Source organism: Lutibacter sp., assembly GCF_030692605.1.
In the GTDB taxonomy this organism is placed as follows: Bacteria; Bacteroidota; Bacteroidia; order Flavobacteriales; family Flavobacteriaceae; genus Lutibacter.
This window is the reverse complement of the sequence record NZ_JAUYUD010000094.1, coordinates 1-20,768: the sequence shown is the minus strand read 5'-3', so window position 1 is coordinate 20,768 and position 20,768 is coordinate 1. Positions and strand designations below refer to the sequence as shown.

At 31.4% G+C, this 20,768-nt stretch carries 12 protein-coding genes; all 12 read left to right on the top strand.

Features of this window, described 5'->3' with window-relative positions; all coding sequences use genetic code 11:
* The first annotated feature begins 809 nt into the window (after nucleotides 1-809).
* The 12 genes from Q8S45_RS09535 to Q8S45_RS09480 all read left to right on the top strand — a co-directional run bounded on the left by Q8S45_RS09535 (nucleotide 810) and on the right by Q8S45_RS09480 (nucleotide 20,638).
* The gene (locus Q8S45_RS09535) at nucleotides 810-1,859 is read left to right on the top strand and encodes a glycoside hydrolase family 130 protein (RefSeq protein WP_305604124.1); all 1,050 of its coding nucleotides are present in this window, start codon (nucleotides 810-812) and stop codon (nucleotides 1,857-1,859) included.
* On the top strand, nucleotides 1,856-3,097 hold the full coding sequence (locus Q8S45_RS09530; RefSeq protein WP_305604123.1) for an MFS transporter: 1,242 nt from the start codon (nucleotides 1,856-1,858) through the stop codon (nucleotides 3,095-3,097). The genes Q8S45_RS09535 and Q8S45_RS09530 overlap by 4 nt, the downstream gene beginning before the upstream one ends.
* Nucleotides 3,087-4,835, top strand: coding sequence for a hypothetical protein (locus tag Q8S45_RS09525; RefSeq protein WP_305604121.1), 1,749 nt, complete (start codon nucleotides 3,087-3,089; stop codon nucleotides 4,833-4,835). The genes Q8S45_RS09530 and Q8S45_RS09525 overlap by 11 nt, the downstream gene beginning before the upstream one ends.
* Nucleotides 4,836-4,888: 53 nt before the next feature.
* Nucleotides 4,889-6,520, top strand: coding sequence for an alpha-glucosidase (locus Q8S45_RS09520; protein ID WP_305604119.1), 1,632 nt, complete (start codon nucleotides 4,889-4,891; stop codon nucleotides 6,518-6,520).
* Between the two features lie 157 nt (nucleotides 6,521-6,677).
* Nucleotides 6,678-9,482: a triple tyrosine motif-containing protein gene (locus tag Q8S45_RS09515; protein WP_305604118.1), complete on the top strand. Its 2,805-nt coding sequence runs from the start codon at nucleotides 6,678-6,680 to the stop codon at nucleotides 9,480-9,482.
* Nucleotides 9,483-9,736: 254 nt separating this feature from the next.
* Nucleotides 9,737-12,850 carry a TonB-dependent receptor gene (locus Q8S45_RS09510; protein WP_305604116.1) on the top strand — a complete coding sequence of 1,038 codons (3,114 nt, stop codon included), beginning with the start codon at nucleotides 9,737-9,739 and terminating at the stop codon, nucleotides 12,848-12,850.
* A 13-nt stretch (nucleotides 12,851-12,863) separates the two neighbouring features.
* Nucleotides 12,864-14,366 (top strand): RagB/SusD family nutrient uptake outer membrane protein, encoded by a 1,503-nt coding sequence (locus tag Q8S45_RS09505; protein WP_305604114.1) that lies wholly within the window; start codon nucleotides 12,864-12,866, stop codon nucleotides 14,364-14,366.
* Between the two features lie 18 nt (nucleotides 14,367-14,384).
* A complete protein-coding gene (locus Q8S45_RS09500) occupies nucleotides 14,385-15,485 on the top strand; it encodes a hypothetical protein (RefSeq protein ID WP_305604112.1) in 1,101 nt (366 codons plus the stop codon).
* A gap of 9 nt (nucleotides 15,486-15,494) precedes the next feature.
* The gene (locus tag Q8S45_RS09495) at nucleotides 15,495-16,439 is read left to right on the top strand and encodes a hypothetical protein (RefSeq protein ID WP_305604110.1); all 945 of its coding nucleotides are present in this window, start codon (nucleotides 15,495-15,497) and stop codon (nucleotides 16,437-16,439) included.
* Nucleotides 16,440-16,531: 92 nt separating this feature from the next.
* Nucleotides 16,532-17,623 (top strand): glycoside hydrolase family 16 protein, encoded by a 1,092-nt coding sequence (locus Q8S45_RS09490; RefSeq protein ID WP_305604109.1) that lies wholly within the window; start codon nucleotides 16,532-16,534, stop codon nucleotides 17,621-17,623.
* A 91-nt stretch (nucleotides 17,624-17,714) separates the two neighbouring features.
* Nucleotides 17,715-19,148, top strand: a complete 1,434-nt coding sequence (locus Q8S45_RS09485) for a glycoside hydrolase family 30 beta sandwich domain-containing protein (protein ID WP_305604107.1) — start codon at nucleotides 17,715-17,717, stop codon at nucleotides 19,146-19,148.
* A gap of 26 nt (nucleotides 19,149-19,174) precedes the next feature.
* On the top strand, nucleotides 19,175-20,638 hold the full coding sequence (locus Q8S45_RS09480) for a glycoside hydrolase family 30 protein (protein ID WP_305604106.1): 1,464 nt from the start codon (nucleotides 19,175-19,177) through the stop codon (nucleotides 20,636-20,638).
* Nucleotides 20,639-20,768 lie beyond the last annotated feature (130 nt).

Here is a 20,768-nt window from a genome sequence, read left to right as displayed (position 1 = left end):
AAAATAAGAAAGTAATCCCTATTAAACTTTTGAAGTTAAATTTATTTAATCGTTACATAACCACTAGTAATTTTTTTTACATTGTCTCCTATTTTTTTAAAATTCTTTAAACCTTTGGCACCTATCTGTTAAATATTATGATTTTTTTTAATTGTAATTTTATTGGTTTTATATCTAATTTCTTTAGCCTTTTGTTTTTTCATCAAAGCCAATCAAATAAAACATTATTTCACTCATTATTTAATTGATTTTTTAAATTAGATAATACAGTTTTTTACTAAACTGCAATAAATATTTGTAACAAATCAATTTAAAAACGGAATATGTTTTGAACATGATTTTGCAAATTAATAGCGCGAGGGCGTTGTAGAATGTTGCTAAAATGTCTTCATTAGCTCATAAACATAAGGGCATTGGTTAGAGTCTAGTAAGGCAATATCCCTTTAAAGAAACAATTTAGATTTTACTAAATTGTTTTTTAATGCCCTAATATATTTTTAATATTTCTTTATTTTAATTAACACTTTTTTTTGAGAACTGATGTAGGTTATAAGGGTTGGAATATTTAATCATATTCATTAAAATCGTATTATTGTTGTAGTTTCTATTTAATATTGTTTAGTGAAAACCTTTTCAGTTATTTTTTTTACTTCTATTTTGTAAATGAATAAGAACTTAGCTTAATTACAAATAATATTGAAAAATCATTTTAAAATTTGGCAACAGTTTAAATGAACTGTTGTTAAAAAATTTATAATAGTAGGCAAAATTAGGGTTCATTTACACTTTCAAAATAAAAATTTAAATTTATGGCTGACATAGCTAAAAGGCATCAACAAAATCCACTATTATCTCCTAAAGATTTGTTGCCTAGTAATAAAAACATGATTATCGAATGTTTGCTCAATCCAGGAGTCTTTGAGTTTAATGGAAAAATAGGAGTTTTGGTGCGCGTTGCTGAAAGAACAATTCAAAAAGAAGGTATTGTATCTGTGCCAATTTATAATAATGTTGGCAAAGTAGAAATTTTAGATTTTAACTTGAATGATTCAAAATTAAATGCCAGCGATGCAAGAGTTATTAATTATGATGGAATTGATTATTTAACAACAATATCTCATCTAAGATTACTTTTTAGCACCGATGGTGTAAATTTTATCGAATCAGAAGAATATCCTGCTATTTTTGGAGAAGGAGAATACGAGTCGTTTGGAATTGAAGATTGTAGAGTTTCTTTAATAGATAACAAGTATTATTTAACGTATACAATGGTTTCTCCAAATGGAGTTGGTGTAGGATTAAGAACAACAAAAGACTGGAAAAGTTTTGAGAAATCAGGAATGATTTTTAGTCCTCACAATAAAGATTGCGCCATTTTTGAAGAAAAAATTAATGGAATGTTTTATGCATTGCATAGACCTAGTAGTCCCGAATTAGGCGGAAATTATATATGGTTGGCACAATCACCCGATGGTGTTCACTGGGGAAACCATAAATGTATCGCCAAAACAAGAGAAGGAAAGTTTGACAGTAAAAGACTAGGTGCAGGAGCATCACCTATAAAAACTGAAAAAGGGTGGTTGGAAATCTACCATGGAGCAACAGCAAAACACAGGTATTGTTTAGGTGCTTTATTATTAGATTTAAATGATCCCTCAAAAGTAATAGCAAGATCCGAAGAACCTATTATGGAGCCAATTGCCGACTATGAGCAAACTGGATTTTTCGGTAATGTAGTTTTCACAAATGGTCATTATGTAAAAGGAGATACTATAACTATGTATTATGGAGCATCGGATGAATTTGTTTGCTCAGCCAGTTTTTCAATTAAAGAAATTTTAAAAACATTAAAACAATGATGATAGATTTAGCAAAAGTAGGATTAAAAGATTTTACAAGAAGTGCAAAAATATTGATTCTAACCAATGTTATTTACGCCTTTGTGTTACCCGTAATAGACATTTTTGTAGCTTCATATATAATGCGTAATTCTAATGATCCTTCAAAGGTGATTTTTTATCAGATGGCAATTTATACGGGTATTCCTATTACCTTTTTTATCAACGGATATTTGCTGAATAAATTTAATATTAAACGGTTATTTTCTTTAGGTATGTTATTAAGTGGGGTATCTATGGTTTTTATGATGTCTTTAAAAGAAATAAATTATTTTGGACTAGTAATGGCCGGATTAATAATGGGTATGTCTTTTGGATTGTACTGGGCTAATAGAGATTATTTGGTGCTGTCTACCACTAAAGATAGAACTCGTAATTTTTATTATGGACTCGAAACTTTTTTTTATACCATCATAGCATCTATTGTACCAGTAATTATAGGTTGGTATTTAATGAATGGAAACGGCAATTCGAACGAAGGTGTAAACGCTGGTTATAGAGTAGTTACGGGGGTGGTTTTTATAATTACCATTATTGCTTCAATTGTGTTCCATTTTGGAACGTATGAAAAACCAAAAAATGAAAAGTTTCTATATTTTAGTTTTCATAAACTTTGGAAAAAAATGCTTCAGTTATCATTATTAAAAGGATTGGCACAAGGGTTTATTGTGACTGCTCCAGCTATGCTTATGATGAAATTTTTTAATTCAGAAGGCGCATTAGGAACTGCAATATCTATAGGAGCAGTAATTTCGGCAATAATTATGTTGATTTTAGGAAAATATACCAAACCAAAGCACCGACTTGTTATTTTTAGCATTGGTTTAATTTGCTTTTTCCTTGGATCCTTTTTTAACGGACTATTATTTAATTCTACTGGTGTTATAATTTTTATGTTTCTATTATTAATTGCCAGACCTGTACTCGATATCGCTTATTTTCCAATTCAGTTAAAAGTAATTGATATACTTTCAGAAAAAGAGAATAGAAATGAATTTTCTTATATTTTAAATCATGAGTTTGGATTGTTTGTAGGAAGATTAATAGGTGCAAGTACCTTTTTAGGAATTGCATTTTATATAAATACCGATATAGCCCTAAGATATGCATTGTTAATTATTGGGGTTCTTCAATTAATTTCAATACCAGTTGCCAAACAACTTTTAAAACAACAAAAAACACTTGAAAATGAAAATTAAAAAGATGTTTAAATATAGTGTTGTTATTGCATGTTTACCCTTTTTGTTGTTTTCATGCGGTTCTTCTAAAATTAGAATTTCAGCACCAATTGAGCAAAAGTCAATAGCTAGAGTTGATCAAATGCCAAACTTACCACAACCATTTAAAATTATTGATTTTAATGAGATAGCAAAAAATTATGATAGATTGGTGTATGATTCTAATCAAAAAGGAGCATATTGGCCATTGATTTGGAAAGATAATTCACGTAAAAACATTGATCAAGAAACCTTTGGAATTTATACTGCAATGGGAGATGTTAGACAAGGAAATGAACATTTTGATGGTATTTTTCATGAATCGCTTGCAAGTATAGGTTCTGTTTTAGGAAGTAGTTTGGTCGGTATTGATAAATCTAAACAAAATGGTGAAAATTATGTTGGAATGCTAAAAAATTATTTCAATTCAGAAACAAAATGGAATATCATGATGAATAATACGTGTCCTGAAGTTGCTCAATTGGGGGGAGGTTATGCAAGAGACTGGTGGTACGACGTTTATCCGAATGTTATGTTTTATGCAGTAGCTGATTTTTATCCTGAAGAAAAGGGGTATGAAGCAATACTTCGGTCTGTAGCAGATAAATTTTATGAAGCTGATGCTGTTTTGAATGGAAATTATGATTATTCCTTTTTTAATTATGCAACAATGAAACCTACAAAAAATTGGATTTGTTCACAGGAAGATGTTGCTGCCGGTCATGCGTATGTTTTGTATTCAGCCTATCAAAAATTTCAGGAACCTAAATATTTAGAAGGGGCAAAATCATCTTTGGAAGCACTGCTCAATCAAAAGGAAAATAGGTTTTATGAAATATTAATGCCATTTGGAGCTTATGTTGCGGCTAGAATGAATGCTGAGCAAGGTACTGATTATGATTTTTCAAAAATATTAAACTGGACTTTTGATGGTTCTTCTGTTTGTAGAGAAGGATGGGGAGTGCTGGTTGATAATTGGAATGGATACGATGTTTCTGGTATTGTTGGAAGTACTATTCATAATGGAGGATTTGGTTTTTTAATGAATACTTATGATGCCATGTGGCCTCTTGTTCCAATGGTTCGTTACGATCAAAGGTATGCTAATACTATTGGTAAATGGATGCTCAATGCAGCAAATACATCTCGTTTGTTTTACCCGAATGAAATTCCAGATGAGCATCAAACAATTCCTGAAGAAAAAGAACACACTAAAGGAGTAATTGCTTACGAAGGTCTTATAAAAAAAGCACACTATGAGCAATATGAGCATATTGAAGCGCCGGTTGCAATTGGAGATGGAATGCATTGGAATAAAGACAATCCAAAAGTGTCACAATTTAGCGTATATGGAAGTGGACATGTTGGAATTGCTGGTGCAATTATTTCAAAAACTAATGTATCCAACATTTTACAATTAGATTTATTGGCAACAGATTTTTATAAAAATAAAGCCTATCCTTCTTACTTATATTACAATCCAAATCCTGAAGTTAAAGAAGTAACAATTTCAATAGGAACACAAAAACTAAAGATTTATGATGCTATTCAAAGAGCATTTATTGCTAAAAATGTTACAGGTAGTTTTACTTTTAAAATAAATAAAGAAATTTCTTCTCTGTTGGTGTTTGTGCCTCAGGATGCTAAAATTTTAGAAAAAGACGGAAAATTATATGCCAATGACATTGTTATCGATTTCAGATATGGGAACCCGAACTAAAAAAATAAAATTAGTCTATTTTTTTTTGGAATAATAATTTTTAAATTGAAAACATGCAACTTCTAAAACTAATAGTACTTATACCCTTTTTATGGATGATGACCTCTTGCACCAATAAATCTAAAGCGGATGATGAGAAAATATGGTGGAAAGAAACTGTTTTCTATGAAATTTATATGCCAAGTTACAAGGATAGCAATGGCGATGGATTCAGCGATTTTAAGGGGCTAACTACGCAATTAGATTATATTGAAAACATGGGAGTTAAAGGAATTTGGTTAACCCCTTTTTTACAATCTCCAAAAGTCGATAATGGATACGATGTTTCTGATTATTATGCAATTGACTCAACTTATGGCACTATGGAAGATTTTAAAATTTTCTTAAATAAAGCACATAAAAAAAACATAAAGGTAATCATGGATTTGGTGGTAAATCATACTTCCACCGATTCAAAATGGTTTCAAGAATCAAAAAAATCAAAAGAAAGTCCTTATAGAGATTATTATATTTGGAGCGATCAACCCAATAATTGGGAATCATTTTTTGGTGGATCAGCTTGGGAATTAGATAAAGCTACAAACCAATATTACTACCATCAGTTTGATGTGAAAATGGCCGATCTTAATTGGGGAAACCCAAAAGTTGTGAAAGAAATTCAAGATGTTTTAAGATTTTGGTTGAATTTGGGTGTAGATGGATTTCGGTTAGATGTTATAAATTTTTTAACTACTGATGGAATTACTCTGGATAATCCAACAAACGAAAAAGGAGCACAAGAACATGTAAACGACATTAATCAAAAAGGGGTAAAAGAAGCAATGAAAATAATTCGAAAAACAGTCAATGAATTTGAGAATCGTTTTATTGTTGGTGAAATAGGAAGTGATAAAATTGAGGTATTAAAACAATACCAAGGAACTGAATTATTAGATGTGGTATTCAATTTTAATTTTGGCAGTATTCCTGAGTTTTCGGCGCAACGAATTTTTGAGGAGATGCAAAGTATGGAAACTAATATGACGAACTTTCCTACGCTGTTTTTCGGAAGTCACGATATGCCTCGATTAATAAGTAGGTTGGCAAAAAATAACATTGAAAGAGCTGAAGCATTGGCTGCATTAATGCTTACGGCAAAGGGTATTCCATTTATTTATTATGGTGAAGAAATTGGTATGGAAAACATTGAAGCAAATTCAATAAATGAAATAATGGATATTCAAGGTCGTACACATTATAACTTGTCTAAAGAAAATGGGATGTCAGAAAAGGAGTCTCTTGCTATTGGAAATAAACACAATAGAGATAAATCGAGAAGCCCAATGCAGTGGAATGATAGTCAATTTGCTGGATTTTCAGACGTGAAACCTTGGATTAAAGTAAATTCAAACTATGATCAAATAAATGTTGAAAGTTTGGCTAAAAAAGAAAATTCAATATTGAATAGTTATAAAAAACTGATTGCTTTACGCAATTCTGAGCCTGTGCTACAATATGGTTCATATGGAGAATTATCTATTTCAAATAATTGCATAAATTTTATTCGTGAGTACAAAGGAAATAAAGTAAAGTGCTATTTTAATTTTGGGAATGCAGTTATTAAAATTGAAATAAACCCAAAAGAAAAAGTACTTTTTGGAAAGACAAAAGTAAAACCAAATAATTTCTTAATAGTTAAACAATAGACGAAGAGGAAAAATAGAAATTAGGTTTATATTAAGGATTTTTTTAATTGTAAAAACATTTTTTTTGCACTTTTTAAATTTAGATATAGGGTGTATTTTTGAATCAAATTCAATAAAAATCGTATTATTGTAGTGGTTTCTATTTAATATTTATTTAGTGAAATTATATATTCAGTTACTTTTATTATTCTTTTTCTTCACTTCTATTGTTATAGAAGCGCAAGAACTTCCCCCTGTAACAAATTACCCTACAAAAATTTACGGGGCTGAGAATCAAAATTGGTCGATTTCACAATCTGATGAAAAATATATTTATGTTGCAAATAATGGGGGGCTGTTAGAATTTAATGGTTCTAATTGGAATTTATATCCATCACCCAACAATACAATTACTCGTTCTGTAAATTGCGTGAAAAATACCATTTATGCAGGTTATTATATGGAGTTTGGGTATTGGAAAAAAAATGATTTTGGAAGTTTGGAATATACTTCTTTAAGTAAAAAACTTAAAGAGCCTTTAATTGAGGAAGATTTTTGGAATATATTAAGTTTTGAAAATTTTATTTTGTTTCAATCATTGCATCGAATATATATTTATAATACTATAAATAGTTCTTTTAAAATTATAAATTCTACAACACAACTTCCAAAAGTTTTTTTGGTGGATGACGGAATTTATTTCCAAAAATTAGAAGAAGGTATTTTTAGAATTGAAAATGGGAATCCAGTTTTAATTTCAGATAATCCTATTTTAAAAACCAAAATACTCGTTAATATTTTTAAAGTAGGCACTAAAATTCTATATCAAACTCAACAAAACGGTTTTTATTATTTAGATGAAAAAGGAATTTCAAAATGGAATATTTCAACAAATAATATTATTTCAACTGTAAGTGTTTACAGTAGCTTACAATTAAGGGATGGAAGTTTAATTTTAGGGACTATTTCTAATGGAATTTATCATTTAAATAGCAAAGGAGATTTATTACATCATATTAATCAAGAAAAGGGATTAAATAATAATACCGTTTTATCTATGTTTGAAGATAAGGAACTAAATCTTTGGCTTGGATTAGATAATGGAATTAGCGTAATTAATTTTAATTCGCCAATTACCGTTTATAATGACATACATGGAAAATTAGGCTCTGTATATACCGCTGCTATTTTTAACAATAATCTGTATTTGGGAACAAATCAAGGTTTATTTTATAAAAAGTTGGGTTCTAGTGAATTTAATTTCATTAAAGGAACTGATGGGCAAGTGTGGTGTTTTAAAATTTATGATAATACCCTTTTTTGTGGACATAATAAAGGAACTTTTATTGTCAATAATAATGAGGCAAATCTTATAACGGATGTTATGGGAACTATGGATATTAAATCGATTAAGAACAACAAAGATATTCTAATTCAAGGCTATTATAATGGTCTAAATGTAATTGAAAAGAAAAATAATAAATGGCAATTTAGAAATAAAATAGTAGGTTTCAATCCAACAAGTAGATTTTTTGAATTTACTAAGAATGGTAATATTTTAGTAAATCATGAATATAAAGGAGTATTTAAGCTAGAAATAAACAATGATTTCACTAAAGTTTTAAATTACAAAATTTTAGAAAGCGCACCAAAATCGCTTAAATCAGCAATTACTTCTTATAGAGGTGAGTTAATTTATGCAGCTGATCAGGGAATTTTTAAATACAATAATCAAAATGAAAATTTTGAAATGGATTCGATTTTAACGAATAAGTTTTTAAAGAATGATGGTTTTATTTCTGGAAAGTTTATTGAAGACAAAACAACAAAAACGTTATGGGGTTTTACGGAAAAAAGTTTAATCTATTTTACAGAAGCTAAATTAAACAACGATTTAAAAACAACTAAAATATTTTTACCGGCTTCTTTAAGAAGAGAATTGGTAGGTTTTGAAAGTATGTTGCATTTAAATAATCAAACCTATTTATTTGGATCATCAGAAGGTTATTTAATTTTAGATTTAAATAAAATTAAAGAAAATGATTTCGAAATTGGAATAAATTCAATTTTAAAAAACACTACAAATGGCAACTTAATTCCTGTTTCACTTAATAAGTCATCAAAATTTGAAAATAAGGAAAACAATGTTTCTTTTAAATTTAGTGTTCCTGAATTTAATAAATATGAAGAAGTTAATTTTCAATATCAATTAGAGGGAATTTATAACAAATGGAGTAATTGGTCCAATGATTCTGAAATTGCTTTTAAAAACCTGCCTTTTGGAAGCTATACCTTGAGGATAAAAGCAAAAATAGGAGATAAAATTTCGAACAATATTGCTACGTTCTCATTTAAAATAGATAGGCCTTGGTATCTTTCAAACTTGATGATTATTTTTTATGTAATTCTAATGATTATTTCATTTTATTTAGTTCATACTTTATATAAAAGACATTATACACGTCAAAAAAGATTGCTATTAGTTAAGAAGCAGCGTGAATTTACTTTTTCACAAATGGAGAGTGATAAAGTAATTATGGAATTGAAAAATGAAAAACTTCAGAATGAAATTGAGAGTAAAACAAGAGAACTTTCATCTTCAACCATGAGTATTATCAAAAAGAATGAACTTTTAAATTCTATTAAGAACGAATTAACGGTTGTAAACGACCAACATATTATTAAACCAGTGTTAAAAATTATAAATAAAAATTTAGCGAACACAAATGATTGGGAACTTTTTCAAGAGGCGTTTAACAATGCAGACACTGATTTTCTTAAAAAAATTAAGACAATTCATAAAGCATTAACTCCTAATGATTTAAGGTTATGTGCCTATTTAAGATTAAACTTATCTTCTAAAGAAATTGCCCCATTATTAAACATATCGGCACGAAGTGTAGAAATAAAACGATATCGTTTGCGTAAAAAAATGGATCTTTCACACGAAAAAAGTCTTGTAGAGTACATTTTGGAGATTTAAACTAACACTACAAATAGCAAAACGAACTCAACATTACCACAACATTTATAAAACTACAAGGTTGTAGTAACGTCTTTTTTAGTTAATTTTTCTACTTTTTAAAACGATACTTTCCTTAGTTTGTTTAAGTTGTTAACATAATTTTAAGATATTTTTTAATTTACATTGTTCTTGTATATTTTTTGTATAGGTTGCTTTTTAAGCGTATAGAGTTTTTTGGACTAATTTTATGAAAAACTTAATTCAATTAATATATGAAATCACTACTATTATCATTTTTTCTATGTTTTGCGGGTATCTCTATATACGCGCAGAATTATGAAATTAAAGGAACCGTGTCCGATGCAAGTGGCATGCCTTTACCAGGAGTTTCCATTGTTGTAAAAAATACAACTAAAGGTTCATCCTCTGATTTTGACGGTAAATTTACGCTGTCTAATGTTCAAAAAGGAGAAACTGTTGTATTCTCTTTTGTTGGATATACAACAAAGCAAATTGTGATAAACAATTCAAATGATTTAAACATTATTCTAGCAGAAGACACTCAAAGTTTGGATGAGGTTGTTGTTGTTGGGTATGGTACTCAAAAGAAGAGTGTTGTTACAGGTGCTATTTCTGGGGTTAAATCAAAAGACCTTGAGAACATTCCTAGCGGACGCGTAGAACAAACTTTACAAGGAAGAGTATCGGGTGTAACTATTGCTGCAAATTCAGGCCAACCAGGTTCATCATCTACTGTTAGAGTTAGGGGTTTAACTACTTTTGACACTTATGGGGGTAATAATCCTTTATGGGTTGTTGACGGTGTTATAATTGATTCTGGAGCGATTGGTTTTGTAAATCAATCTGATATTGAATCGGTTGAAGTGCTTAAAGATGCTGCTTCATTAGCTATTTATGGTGCACGAGCGGCATCAGGGGTTATTATGATTACAACAAAAAAAGGTAAATCTGGAAAAATAAGTGTAAATTATACTGGATTTACAGGTGTATCTGCTCCTGAAAAATCATTGAAATTGTTAAATGCAACTCAATATGGTGCATTAATGAATGAAAAATCTGTTGCTGCAGGTGGTAACATTGTTTATCCAAATTTAGCCGCTTTAGGTTTAGGAACAGATTGGCAAAAGGCAATTTTTAATGATGATTCAAAAAGATCTTCTCATGAAATAAGTCTGACAGGTGGTAATGACGTATCAAATTTTTTCGTTTCATTTGGACTTCAAGATACCGAAGGTATTGTTTCTAAAGAAATTTCTAATTTTAACAAAAAGAATATTCGTTTAAATTCATCACATAAACTATCCGACATGTTTAGAGTTGGGCAAACCTTAGGCTATTCTCACCAGGTAGGTATTGGGTTAGGTAATACCAACAGTGAATTTGGAGGGCCTTTAAGTTCTGCAATCAATCTAGATCCTACAACACCAATAGTTGTAACAGATCCTGTTGCTGCAAACTCTACTTTATATACTTCCAATCCTGTTTTTAGAGATGTTAATGGAAATCCTTATGGAATTTCTTCAGTTGTTGGTCAAGAAATGTCAAATCCTGTTGGGTATATAAATTCAAGACTAGGAAACTATAACTGGTCTGATGATTTTGTTGGAAACGTTTTTGTTGAAATATCTCCTATTGAAAATTTAAAATTTAAATCTTCTGTTGGAGGAAAATTGGCATTTTGGGGTTATGAATCATTTACACCTAAATATTTTTTAAGTCCAACGGTTTTTGCTTCCCAAAATAGTTTAAGCAGAGGTACTAATAAAGCATTTGGTTGGAATATAGAAAATACAATTTCCTATTCAAAACAAATAGCAGATCATAATTTCACAATTTTATTAGGGCAAGGTACTTATATTGATAATATTTCTAGTGGAGCTTTTGTTACGTATACTAATTTACCCGTTAATAATTATCAAGATGCTTCTTTTTCCTTTTCTCTTCCTCAAGCTCAAATAGCAGGTAGTGCTTACACAGGACAAGAACATAGAGTAACCTCTTTATTTTCTCGTTTAAATTATGATTATAAAGAAAAATACTTATTTACGGGTATTATTCGTCGTGATGGTTCTTCAAATTTTGGACCTAATAATAAATTTGGGATGTTCCCATCTTTTTCAGCTGGTTGGGTAATTTCTAAAGAAGATTTTTGGAAAGACAATTCCATAGTAAATACCATTAAATTAAGAGGAGGTTACGGGGTTACAGGAAATGATGCAATACCACCTAACGGATATTTAGCATTGATTGGTGGAGGAAGAAATTATACTTTTGGTGATACAGGCACTGTAATTACAGTAGGTAATAGCCCAAATGCACCTTCAAATCCAGATCTTAAATGGGAAGAAACCTCCCAAATAAATATTGGTATTGATGCAAAGTTATTTAATGATTTCAATTTAACAGTTGAGTATTACAACAAGGAAACTTCAGGAATTTTACAATTTTATGATTTACCAGGTTATGTTGGATCTACAGGTAGTCCTTTAGGGAACGTTGCCGATATGAGTAATACAGGAATAGAAGTAGAGTTAGGTTTTCGTAAACAATTTGGGGACTTTAATTTCTCAGGTAATGGGAATGTTTCTTACTTAAAAAATGAAGTAACTTTCTTAGGGCAAGGTAAAGAATTTATTACTTCTGGAGCAGCTGGATTTCAATCAATGGGATCTATTACTAGAACTCAAGTAGGAGAAGCTTATAATTCGTTTTACGGATTTAAAACTGCGGGAATTTTTCAAACTGTTGAAGAAATTGCGGCATATACAAATAGTGCTGGAACTATAATTCAACCTAATGCAAGACCTGGAGATTTCCGTTGGATAGATACAGATGATAATGGTACTATTACAGATTTAGATAAGCAATTCTTAGGAAGTCCATTACCAAAATTCACCTTTGGTTTAACTTTAAATTTGGATTACAAAGGATTTGACTTTATGGTATTTGCACAAGGAGCAACAGGAAATAAAATATTCCAAGGTTTACGTCGTCTTGATATTTTGAATGCAAACTATCAAACAGACGCTTTAAGTCGTTGGACAGGCCCAGGAACTTCTAATACTTATCCTAGATTAACAAATAATGATACCAATGGAAACTTTGGTAAATCATCCGATTTTTATTTAGAAAATGGAGATTATTTACGTTTTAAAGTCTTGCAATTGGGATATACATTACCTAGTGATTTAATAAGTAAAATTGGAGCTCAAAAACTAAGAGTATATATAACAGGAGAAAATTTATTGACCTTAACTAAATATACTGGATACGACCCAGAAATTGGTGGTAATGTTTTAGGAATAGATAGAGGGTATTACCCTCAAGCACAGTCTTTTATGATTGGTGCTAACATACAATTTTAATTAATATAAAATTATGAAAACAAAAAATATAAAGTTCTTATTTATTGCGGTAGCAATTGTAATTACAACGGTATCATGTACCGAAGAATTTTTAGAAGTGGAGCCTAAAGGAACTAGCCTTGAAGCGAATTATTATAAAGACCAAACAGAAGCTTTTTCTGGTCTTACTGCAGTTTATGATGTAATGAGAAAAAATTCAGGCGGTTTTGAAAATATGATTACCATGATGAATGCGGGTTCAGACGATCATTTTGCCGGTGGTGGTGGAGCTACTGACGGTGCTGGAATTCAAGGATTTTCAAATTATACCATAAACCCTAATATAATGCCGGCGAGTTTTTGGAATGATCATTATCAAGGCATTTTTAGAGCCAATTTTTTACTAACAAAGTTGCCTAATGTACCTATGGATGAAGCGTTAAAAGCTAGATATGTTGCTGAAACTAAAGCCTTACGTGCCAATTATTATTTTAACTTGGTAAGAATGTTTAAAAATATTCCATTAATAACAGTCCCTCTTGCTACATCTGAATTTAATACAGTCATTCAGGCAAATCCAATTGATGTTTATATTCAAATTGAAAAAGACCTAAAAGAGGCTTTGGCTGTTTTACCAGCTACTATTCCGGCCAATGAAGCTGGGCGTTTTTCTAAAGGATCAACTCAAGCCCTACTTGGAAAAGTTTATTTATATCAAAATAAAAATTCTTTGGCTGCAACAGAATTGGCAGCAGTTAATGGTACTCCGGGTTCTACAAGCCAGTATGGGTACAAATTACTTTCCAATTATAATGATCTTTGGATTGTTACCAATAAATTTAATACGGAATCTATTTTAGAGGTGGCGCATACAAATGTTTCTAGTTCAGGTTGGGGAAATTGGGGAAGTGGCTCTGATGAAGGAAACACAGTAAATGTAATGTGCGGTCCAAGAACGTACACTAAAATAGCCCCAACTGCTCCAGATTTACCATCAGGGTGGAGTTTTAATGTGATTACACAAGGCTTTTATGATGTAATTAAAACAGACCCAAGATTTGGTGCGACGGTACTGGATATGAAAGCATTGCAAACAGCAGGACAAGCAAGCTATATTGGTGGTTACCAAGATACAGGATATTTTCTTAATAAATTTACTCCGAGAAAATCTGATGTAACTACCGGTACTGGTGAACCAGTATTAAATTATAAACAAAACTCTTATGTAATACGTTTAGCGGATACTTATTTAATGGAAGCAGAAGCATTAGGAGGTACAGGAACAAGAGCACAAGCACTATTAGATGCTGTCAGAGCGCGAGTAGGTTTACCTAGCACTCCTGTTTCTCTTGTCGCAATTGCTGCTGAACGCAGATTGGAATTAGGTGGTGAAGGACATCGTTTCTTTGATTTAGTAAGAACTGGGAAAGCGGCATCTGCCTTAGGAAGCAGAGGTTTTACAGCTAAAAACGAAATTTTTCCAATTCCGTTTAAAGAGTTGCAAAACACTGTAATAGTTCAAAATCCAGGATATTAATTAATAAAATATAATAACATGAAAAACATAAAATTAATATTCGGTCTGTTATTTTTACTGGCTGTAACTATAAATTGTACCGTAGATGAAGGTATTGATAGTGATTTATCTTTTTTAGATTCTGCAACATCTTCAAACCTTGACAAAATTTTTGATATCAGCAATGATAACTCAGGGAATGTAAAAATTACCCCTATTGGAACTGGAGTAACTTCATTTAAGGTGGTTTACGGACATGGTACAGGAGCTAATGCATCTGCAACAGTTTCCCCTGGATCAAGCACTACATATGCTTATCCTGAAGGTAATTATACTGTTTCTATAACAGCTTCTGATGTAGCTGGAAAACAAATAACTACAACGTATCCCTTGGCAGTTACTTATAGAGCGCCAGAAAATTTAAATTTTACAACTACTATAAGTCTATATACTGTTAAAGTTTCGGCTACGGCATTGTATGCAAAATCGTTTTTAGTATATTTTGGAGATGTAGCCAATGAAGTTGGGACACCTTTAGCAGTTGGTGCAACAACACCTGTTCATACATATGCTGTTGGAGGAGCTTATAATGTTAAAGTTGTAGCATTAAGTGGTGGAGTTGCAAAGACGGAAAGTGTAAAATCTATCATTATTTTTGACCCACTTGCGTTTCCTTACACTTGTGAATTAGCTTCTCAAAATTATTTGGCAGGAGGAACATTTGGAGGTGTTAATTACTCAATTGTAGCAAACCCATTTCCAACAGGATTGAATACTTCTTCAAAAGTTGCTAAGTTTGAAAAACCAGTGAACGCTGAAGAATGGGCAGGTACTTGGAAACCTTTAGATATTCCTATAGATTTAAGTACTGGGACAAAAATTAAAATGTTGGTTTATGCAACCGAAGTAGGGAAAAGAGTAGGTTTAGAACTACAAGCCTCTACAAACGGAGCACCAAACACTGCAATTTTTGTTGCTACAACAGTTGCAAACCAATGGGAAGAGCTCGTATTTGACACTACTACTATTACTGCAATACCTGCAGGTGCAAAATACAAACAATTTAATATTAATTACAATAGACCAAATAGAGGTTTAGGTGAAGTAATTTATTTAGATAATTTTAGAATAACTAATTAATATAAAAATATGAAAACAAAGATAAAATATATTTTAGGCGTTTTTTTCGTGCTACTTTTAGCAATTGCTAGCTGCACGGAGGAAACCTATACTTTGGGAGATTTAACAGCTCCTTCAAACATAGTAATTGATGTAGAAATTTTAGGTAAAACTGCAACTCTCCCAAATGGAGATGGTTCAGGTGATGTAAAATTTAACATAACAGGAGATGGTATCCTTGGTATGAAAATAGACTATGATGCAAACGATGCAGTAAATTTTGTTAATATTCCTACTGGAAAGGTTACTAAAAAATATACTACACTTGGTTTAAACACATATAGAGTCACTGTTTTGGCTTATGGTTCAGGAGGTACTTCAACAAATGTTACTAAAGACATAACTGTAAGAAGCGATTTTACTCCAAATCCAGCTATTGTTACTAATTTAACAAACAACGCTTCTAAAACCTGGGTGGTTGACAAAAGTGTAGCAGGTCATTTTGGTGTAGGACCTTGGAATGCTAATTCTGTAACTCCAGAATGGTGGGCTGCCTCTATAAATGAAAAGGTTAACTGTTGTAACTGTTTTTACACAGCTACCTTTACTTTTGCGAAAGTGGCTGCTACTGGTACTTTTTCACTAACAGTTGCAAGTCCGGATGGTGCATTTACAAAAACAGGTGCTTTAGCGGGTGGTCTTCCAGGAATTCCAGCATCTGGATCTGAAGGGTGTTATGCTTATGCTGGTGGAACTTCAGCCTTTTCTTTCGTTCCTTCAAGCACTGCAGTTTCAGCATCAGCACCTTCAACTAAAGTTGCTATTCAATTGGCGGGTGTAAATACTTATATAGGCTATGGAGCTTTACAAAAGGAATATGAAATAATGGTTTCTACACCAACATACATGTATCTTAGAATTCAAGGAACTGAAACAGGAAATGCTTGGTATTTAAAATTAATACCAAAACCTTAATACAATTCTAAATTAAATACCCAGGGCAAATTTTGTTCTGGGTATTTTTAAATTGTAATCCAACATATCCTACAAATATTAAAAAATTGATTTTGAAATTTCTAAAAAAATTAAAATTCTTTTATAAAGTTTGTGCTTTTATGGTCATAGCAATTTTATTTAGTTGTGGTGGTGGTTCTGACCAAAATGACGATTTAACATTAACGCCCTCAAATTTAGCGGTAAATACAGAGATTGTAGGCGTATCAGCTTCAAATCCGAATGGAGATGGTAGCGGAATAGTAAATTTCAATATAAGCGCAACCAATGCCTCTTCTTATAAAATTTTATTTGGTAATGGCGAAACAAAAGAAGTAACCAATGGAAGTTTTTCTTATACTTATACAGGGTCGGGATTAAATACTTTTGTGATTTATGTTTCTGCTTATAATTTATCCGAATTTGTAAGCACATCCAAATCCATAACCATATTTATTACTCAAAAGGCACTTTGGTCGGATGAGTTTAATGGGAATGAATCACTAGATGGAAGCAAATGGGTATATGATATTGGAACTGGATCTGGCGGATGGGGAAATGGAGAAGCTCAATACTACACTGATAGAACTGATAATGTAAAAATTGAAAACGGAATCTTAAAAATAACTGCTAAAAAAGAAAATTTTAGCGGAAGTGCATACACATCGGCTAGAATAAAAACTCAAGGAAAATTTGATTTTAAATACGGAAAGGTTGAAGTCAAAGCTAAATTACCAACAGGTGTTGGAACTTGGCCTGCAATATGGATGTTGGGATCAAACATAACTTCAGTAGGATGGCCTGCTTGTGGAGAAGTTGACATCATGGAACATGTAGGAAAAAGACAAGGATGGATTTCAAGCGCAATGCATACACCTTCCAGTTATGGTGGAACAATAAATCACGGTGAACAATATTTTGATAATGTTTCAACAGCATTTCATATTTACGCATTAGAATGGACAAGTGAAAAGATGGTATTTTCAGTAGATGGTAAAGTTCATTACACTTACAATCCTGCAACAAAAAATAGCAGTACGTGGCCGTTTAATGCCAACCAATTTATAATTTTAAATGTTGCCATGGGTGGTGGTTTTGGAGGAACAATTGATTCAAGTTTTAATGAATCTACTATGGAAATAGAGTATGTAAGAGTTTACCAATAATGCAGATTTCTTTAATATTTATTTTAAAGATAACTTTAACAAGTAACCTTGAGTATTTTGTTCAATAATGATTAATAAAATGGTAAATAATATGAAGTTTATAGTTGTCTTATTTTTGATTATTTCTATATCTAATTGCAATAAATCATCAGAAGGAGAAATTGTGAAACCTCCGGTTATTCCTAGTGTTGTTGAAAACGAAGTAGATTTTTGGCTTACAAAAGGTGATGAGGCTGTAAAATTGCAAAAGCAAACCAGTATTTTAGCTTTTGGAAGTTCCTATAACATCTATCCAACTGTAGAAATAAATGAAAGTCAAACTTTTCAAACTATTGATGGTTTTGGATTTACACTTACCGGTGGAAGTGCTCAAGTAATAAATTCATTGAACTTAGAAAAAAAACAAGAATTATTACAAAAATTATTTGGTTCAAATGAAAATGCTATTTCTGTAAGCTATTTAAGAATTAGTATTGGTGCTTCAGATTTGGATGAAACAACATTTTCATATAACGATTTACCTATAGGGCAAACAGATGTTAACTTAACAAATTTTAGTTTGGCTCCAGATCAAATCCATTTAATACCGCTGTTAAAAGAAATTTTAAAAATCAATCCATCCATAAAAATAATGGGAACCCCTTGGTCACCTCCTGTTTGGATGAAAGATAATAATAGTACAATTGGCGGTAGTTTACAGCCCCAATACTATAGTGTTTATGCTCAATATTTTGTGAAGTACATACAAAAAATGAAGGAGCAGGGGATTATTATAAATGCAATTACGCCACAAAATGAGCCGTTGCATCCAGGTAATAATCCAAGTTTATTAATGTTAGCATCTCAACAAGCCGATTTTATTAAAAATCACTTGGGACCAGCTTTTCGAACAGCAAATATTGACACAAAAATTATTATTTATGATCATAATTGTGACAAACCAGAATATCCTATTTCAATTCTAAATGATGCTGCCGCTAAATCATATATTGCTGGTTCGGCCTTTCATTTATATGCAGGAGATATTAGTGCTTTGTCTACAGTACACAATGCACATCCAGACAAGGATGTGTATTTTACAGAACAATACACCGCTAGCACTGGAAGTTTTAATGGAGATTTAAAATGGCATTTAAAAAATGTTATTATTGGGTCTATGAGAAATTGGAGCAAAACTGCATTAGAATGGAACTTAGCCAATAATTCGTCATTTGGACCACATACTCCAGGTGGTTGTAACACATGTAAAGGCGGTGTAACTATTAACAGCAGCGCATCTTATTCCCAAAATGTCGCTTTTTATATTATTGCACATGCTTCTAAATTTGTTCCAACAGGTTCTGTAAGAATTTCAAGTAACATTGTTGGAAATTTACACAATGTCGCTTTTAAAACACCTGATGGAAAGAAAGTATTAATCGTATTAAACGATGGAAATTCAAATGAAATTTTTAATATCAAATTTAATAACAAATGGATTGTTACTTCTTTAGAGGGAGGTTCCGTTGCAACATATATTTGGTAAAACCTATACTAATAATTATTTATAAAATGAAAAAATCCATTTTTGCCCTATTATTGTTAAGCATCCTTTTTGGATGTGATCAGAAAAAAAATGAAATGCAAATAGAACAACCAACCTTAGAAATCAAATCAGGAAATGTATATACCACGGTAACGGGTAGTGAGGTTAAATTACAACTTACAGATGCAAATATCTTGTTTTCAGATTTTATACAACCTCTTGAAACTGAAGCATCTATTTTTGTAAACACGTCTAAATTACATCAAACTTTTTTAGGTATAGGAGCTGCATTAACCGATGCTTCTGCCGAAACATTTTATAAATTATCTAAAGAAAATCAGGATCGGTTCTTAGAAGCTTATTATAGTTTAGATAATGGAATTGGCTATACCTTGGCAAGAACCATTATTCATAGTTGTGATTTTTCTAGTGCTAGTTATACCTATATTGAAGAAGGCGATACTGAATTAAAAACGTTTTCTATAGATCAAGATAAAAAATTCAGAATTCCTTTTACAAAATTAGCGATAGAAGCTGCTGGTGGTAAGTTAACAATGTATGCGAGCCCATGGAGTCCTCCAGCATTTATGAAAACCAACAACAATATGTTACAAGGTGGAAGTTTAAAACCTGAATTTTACCAACCTTGGGCAAACTATTATGCGAAATTTATAAAAGCGTATGAAAAAGAAGGAATTCCAATTTGGGGATTGTCTATTCAAAATGAGCCAATGGCAAAACAAACTTGGGAATCTTGTATTTATACTGCAGAAGAAGAACGCGACTTTTTAAAAAATAATTTAGGACCAACCCTTGAAAAAGAAGGGCTGGGTGATAAAAAAATAATAGTTTGGGATCACAATAGAGATTTAATATTTGAAAGAGCCAACGTAATTTTAAGCGATCCGGAAGCGTCTAAATATGTTTGGGGAATTGGTTTTCATTGGTATGAAGATTGGAAAGATGGCACACCAATGTATAAAAATATAGCTGCTGTAAATGAAGCATATCCTGAGAAAAATTTAATTTTTACAGAAGGCACCAATGAAAAGTACGATTTTAATAGAATAGAAGATCCAAAATTAGCAGAGCGTTACGGAAAATCTATGATTAACGATTTTAACAACGGAACAGTTGCTTGGACCGATTGGAATATTTTATTGGATGAAACTGGTGGCCCAAACCATGTAGGTAATTTATGCTTTGCTCCAGTTATTGGAGATACAAAAGCGGATAAACTAATCTTTACCAATTCGTATTATTATATCGGCCATTTCTCAAAATTTATTAGACCAGGTGCTAAAAGAATTTCAACAGGGACTACTGCAAACCATTTAAGCGCCACTTCTTTTTTAAATGTAGACGGAAGTATTGTCGTTGTAGCCTTAAATGATAGTGATAACGCCATTGATTATATGTTAACTATTGATGGGAAAACCGCAAAATTAAATATGCCTTCTCGTTCAATTCAAACTGTTATTTTAAATTAGATAGCAACTAAAACCAACAATTAATAATGTCAAAAAAAGTAGTATTTATAGCATTTGTAGTTTCTTTAGGAGGTTTTTTATTTGGATTTGATGCAGGGATTATTTCGGGCGTCATGTCCTATGCAGGTCC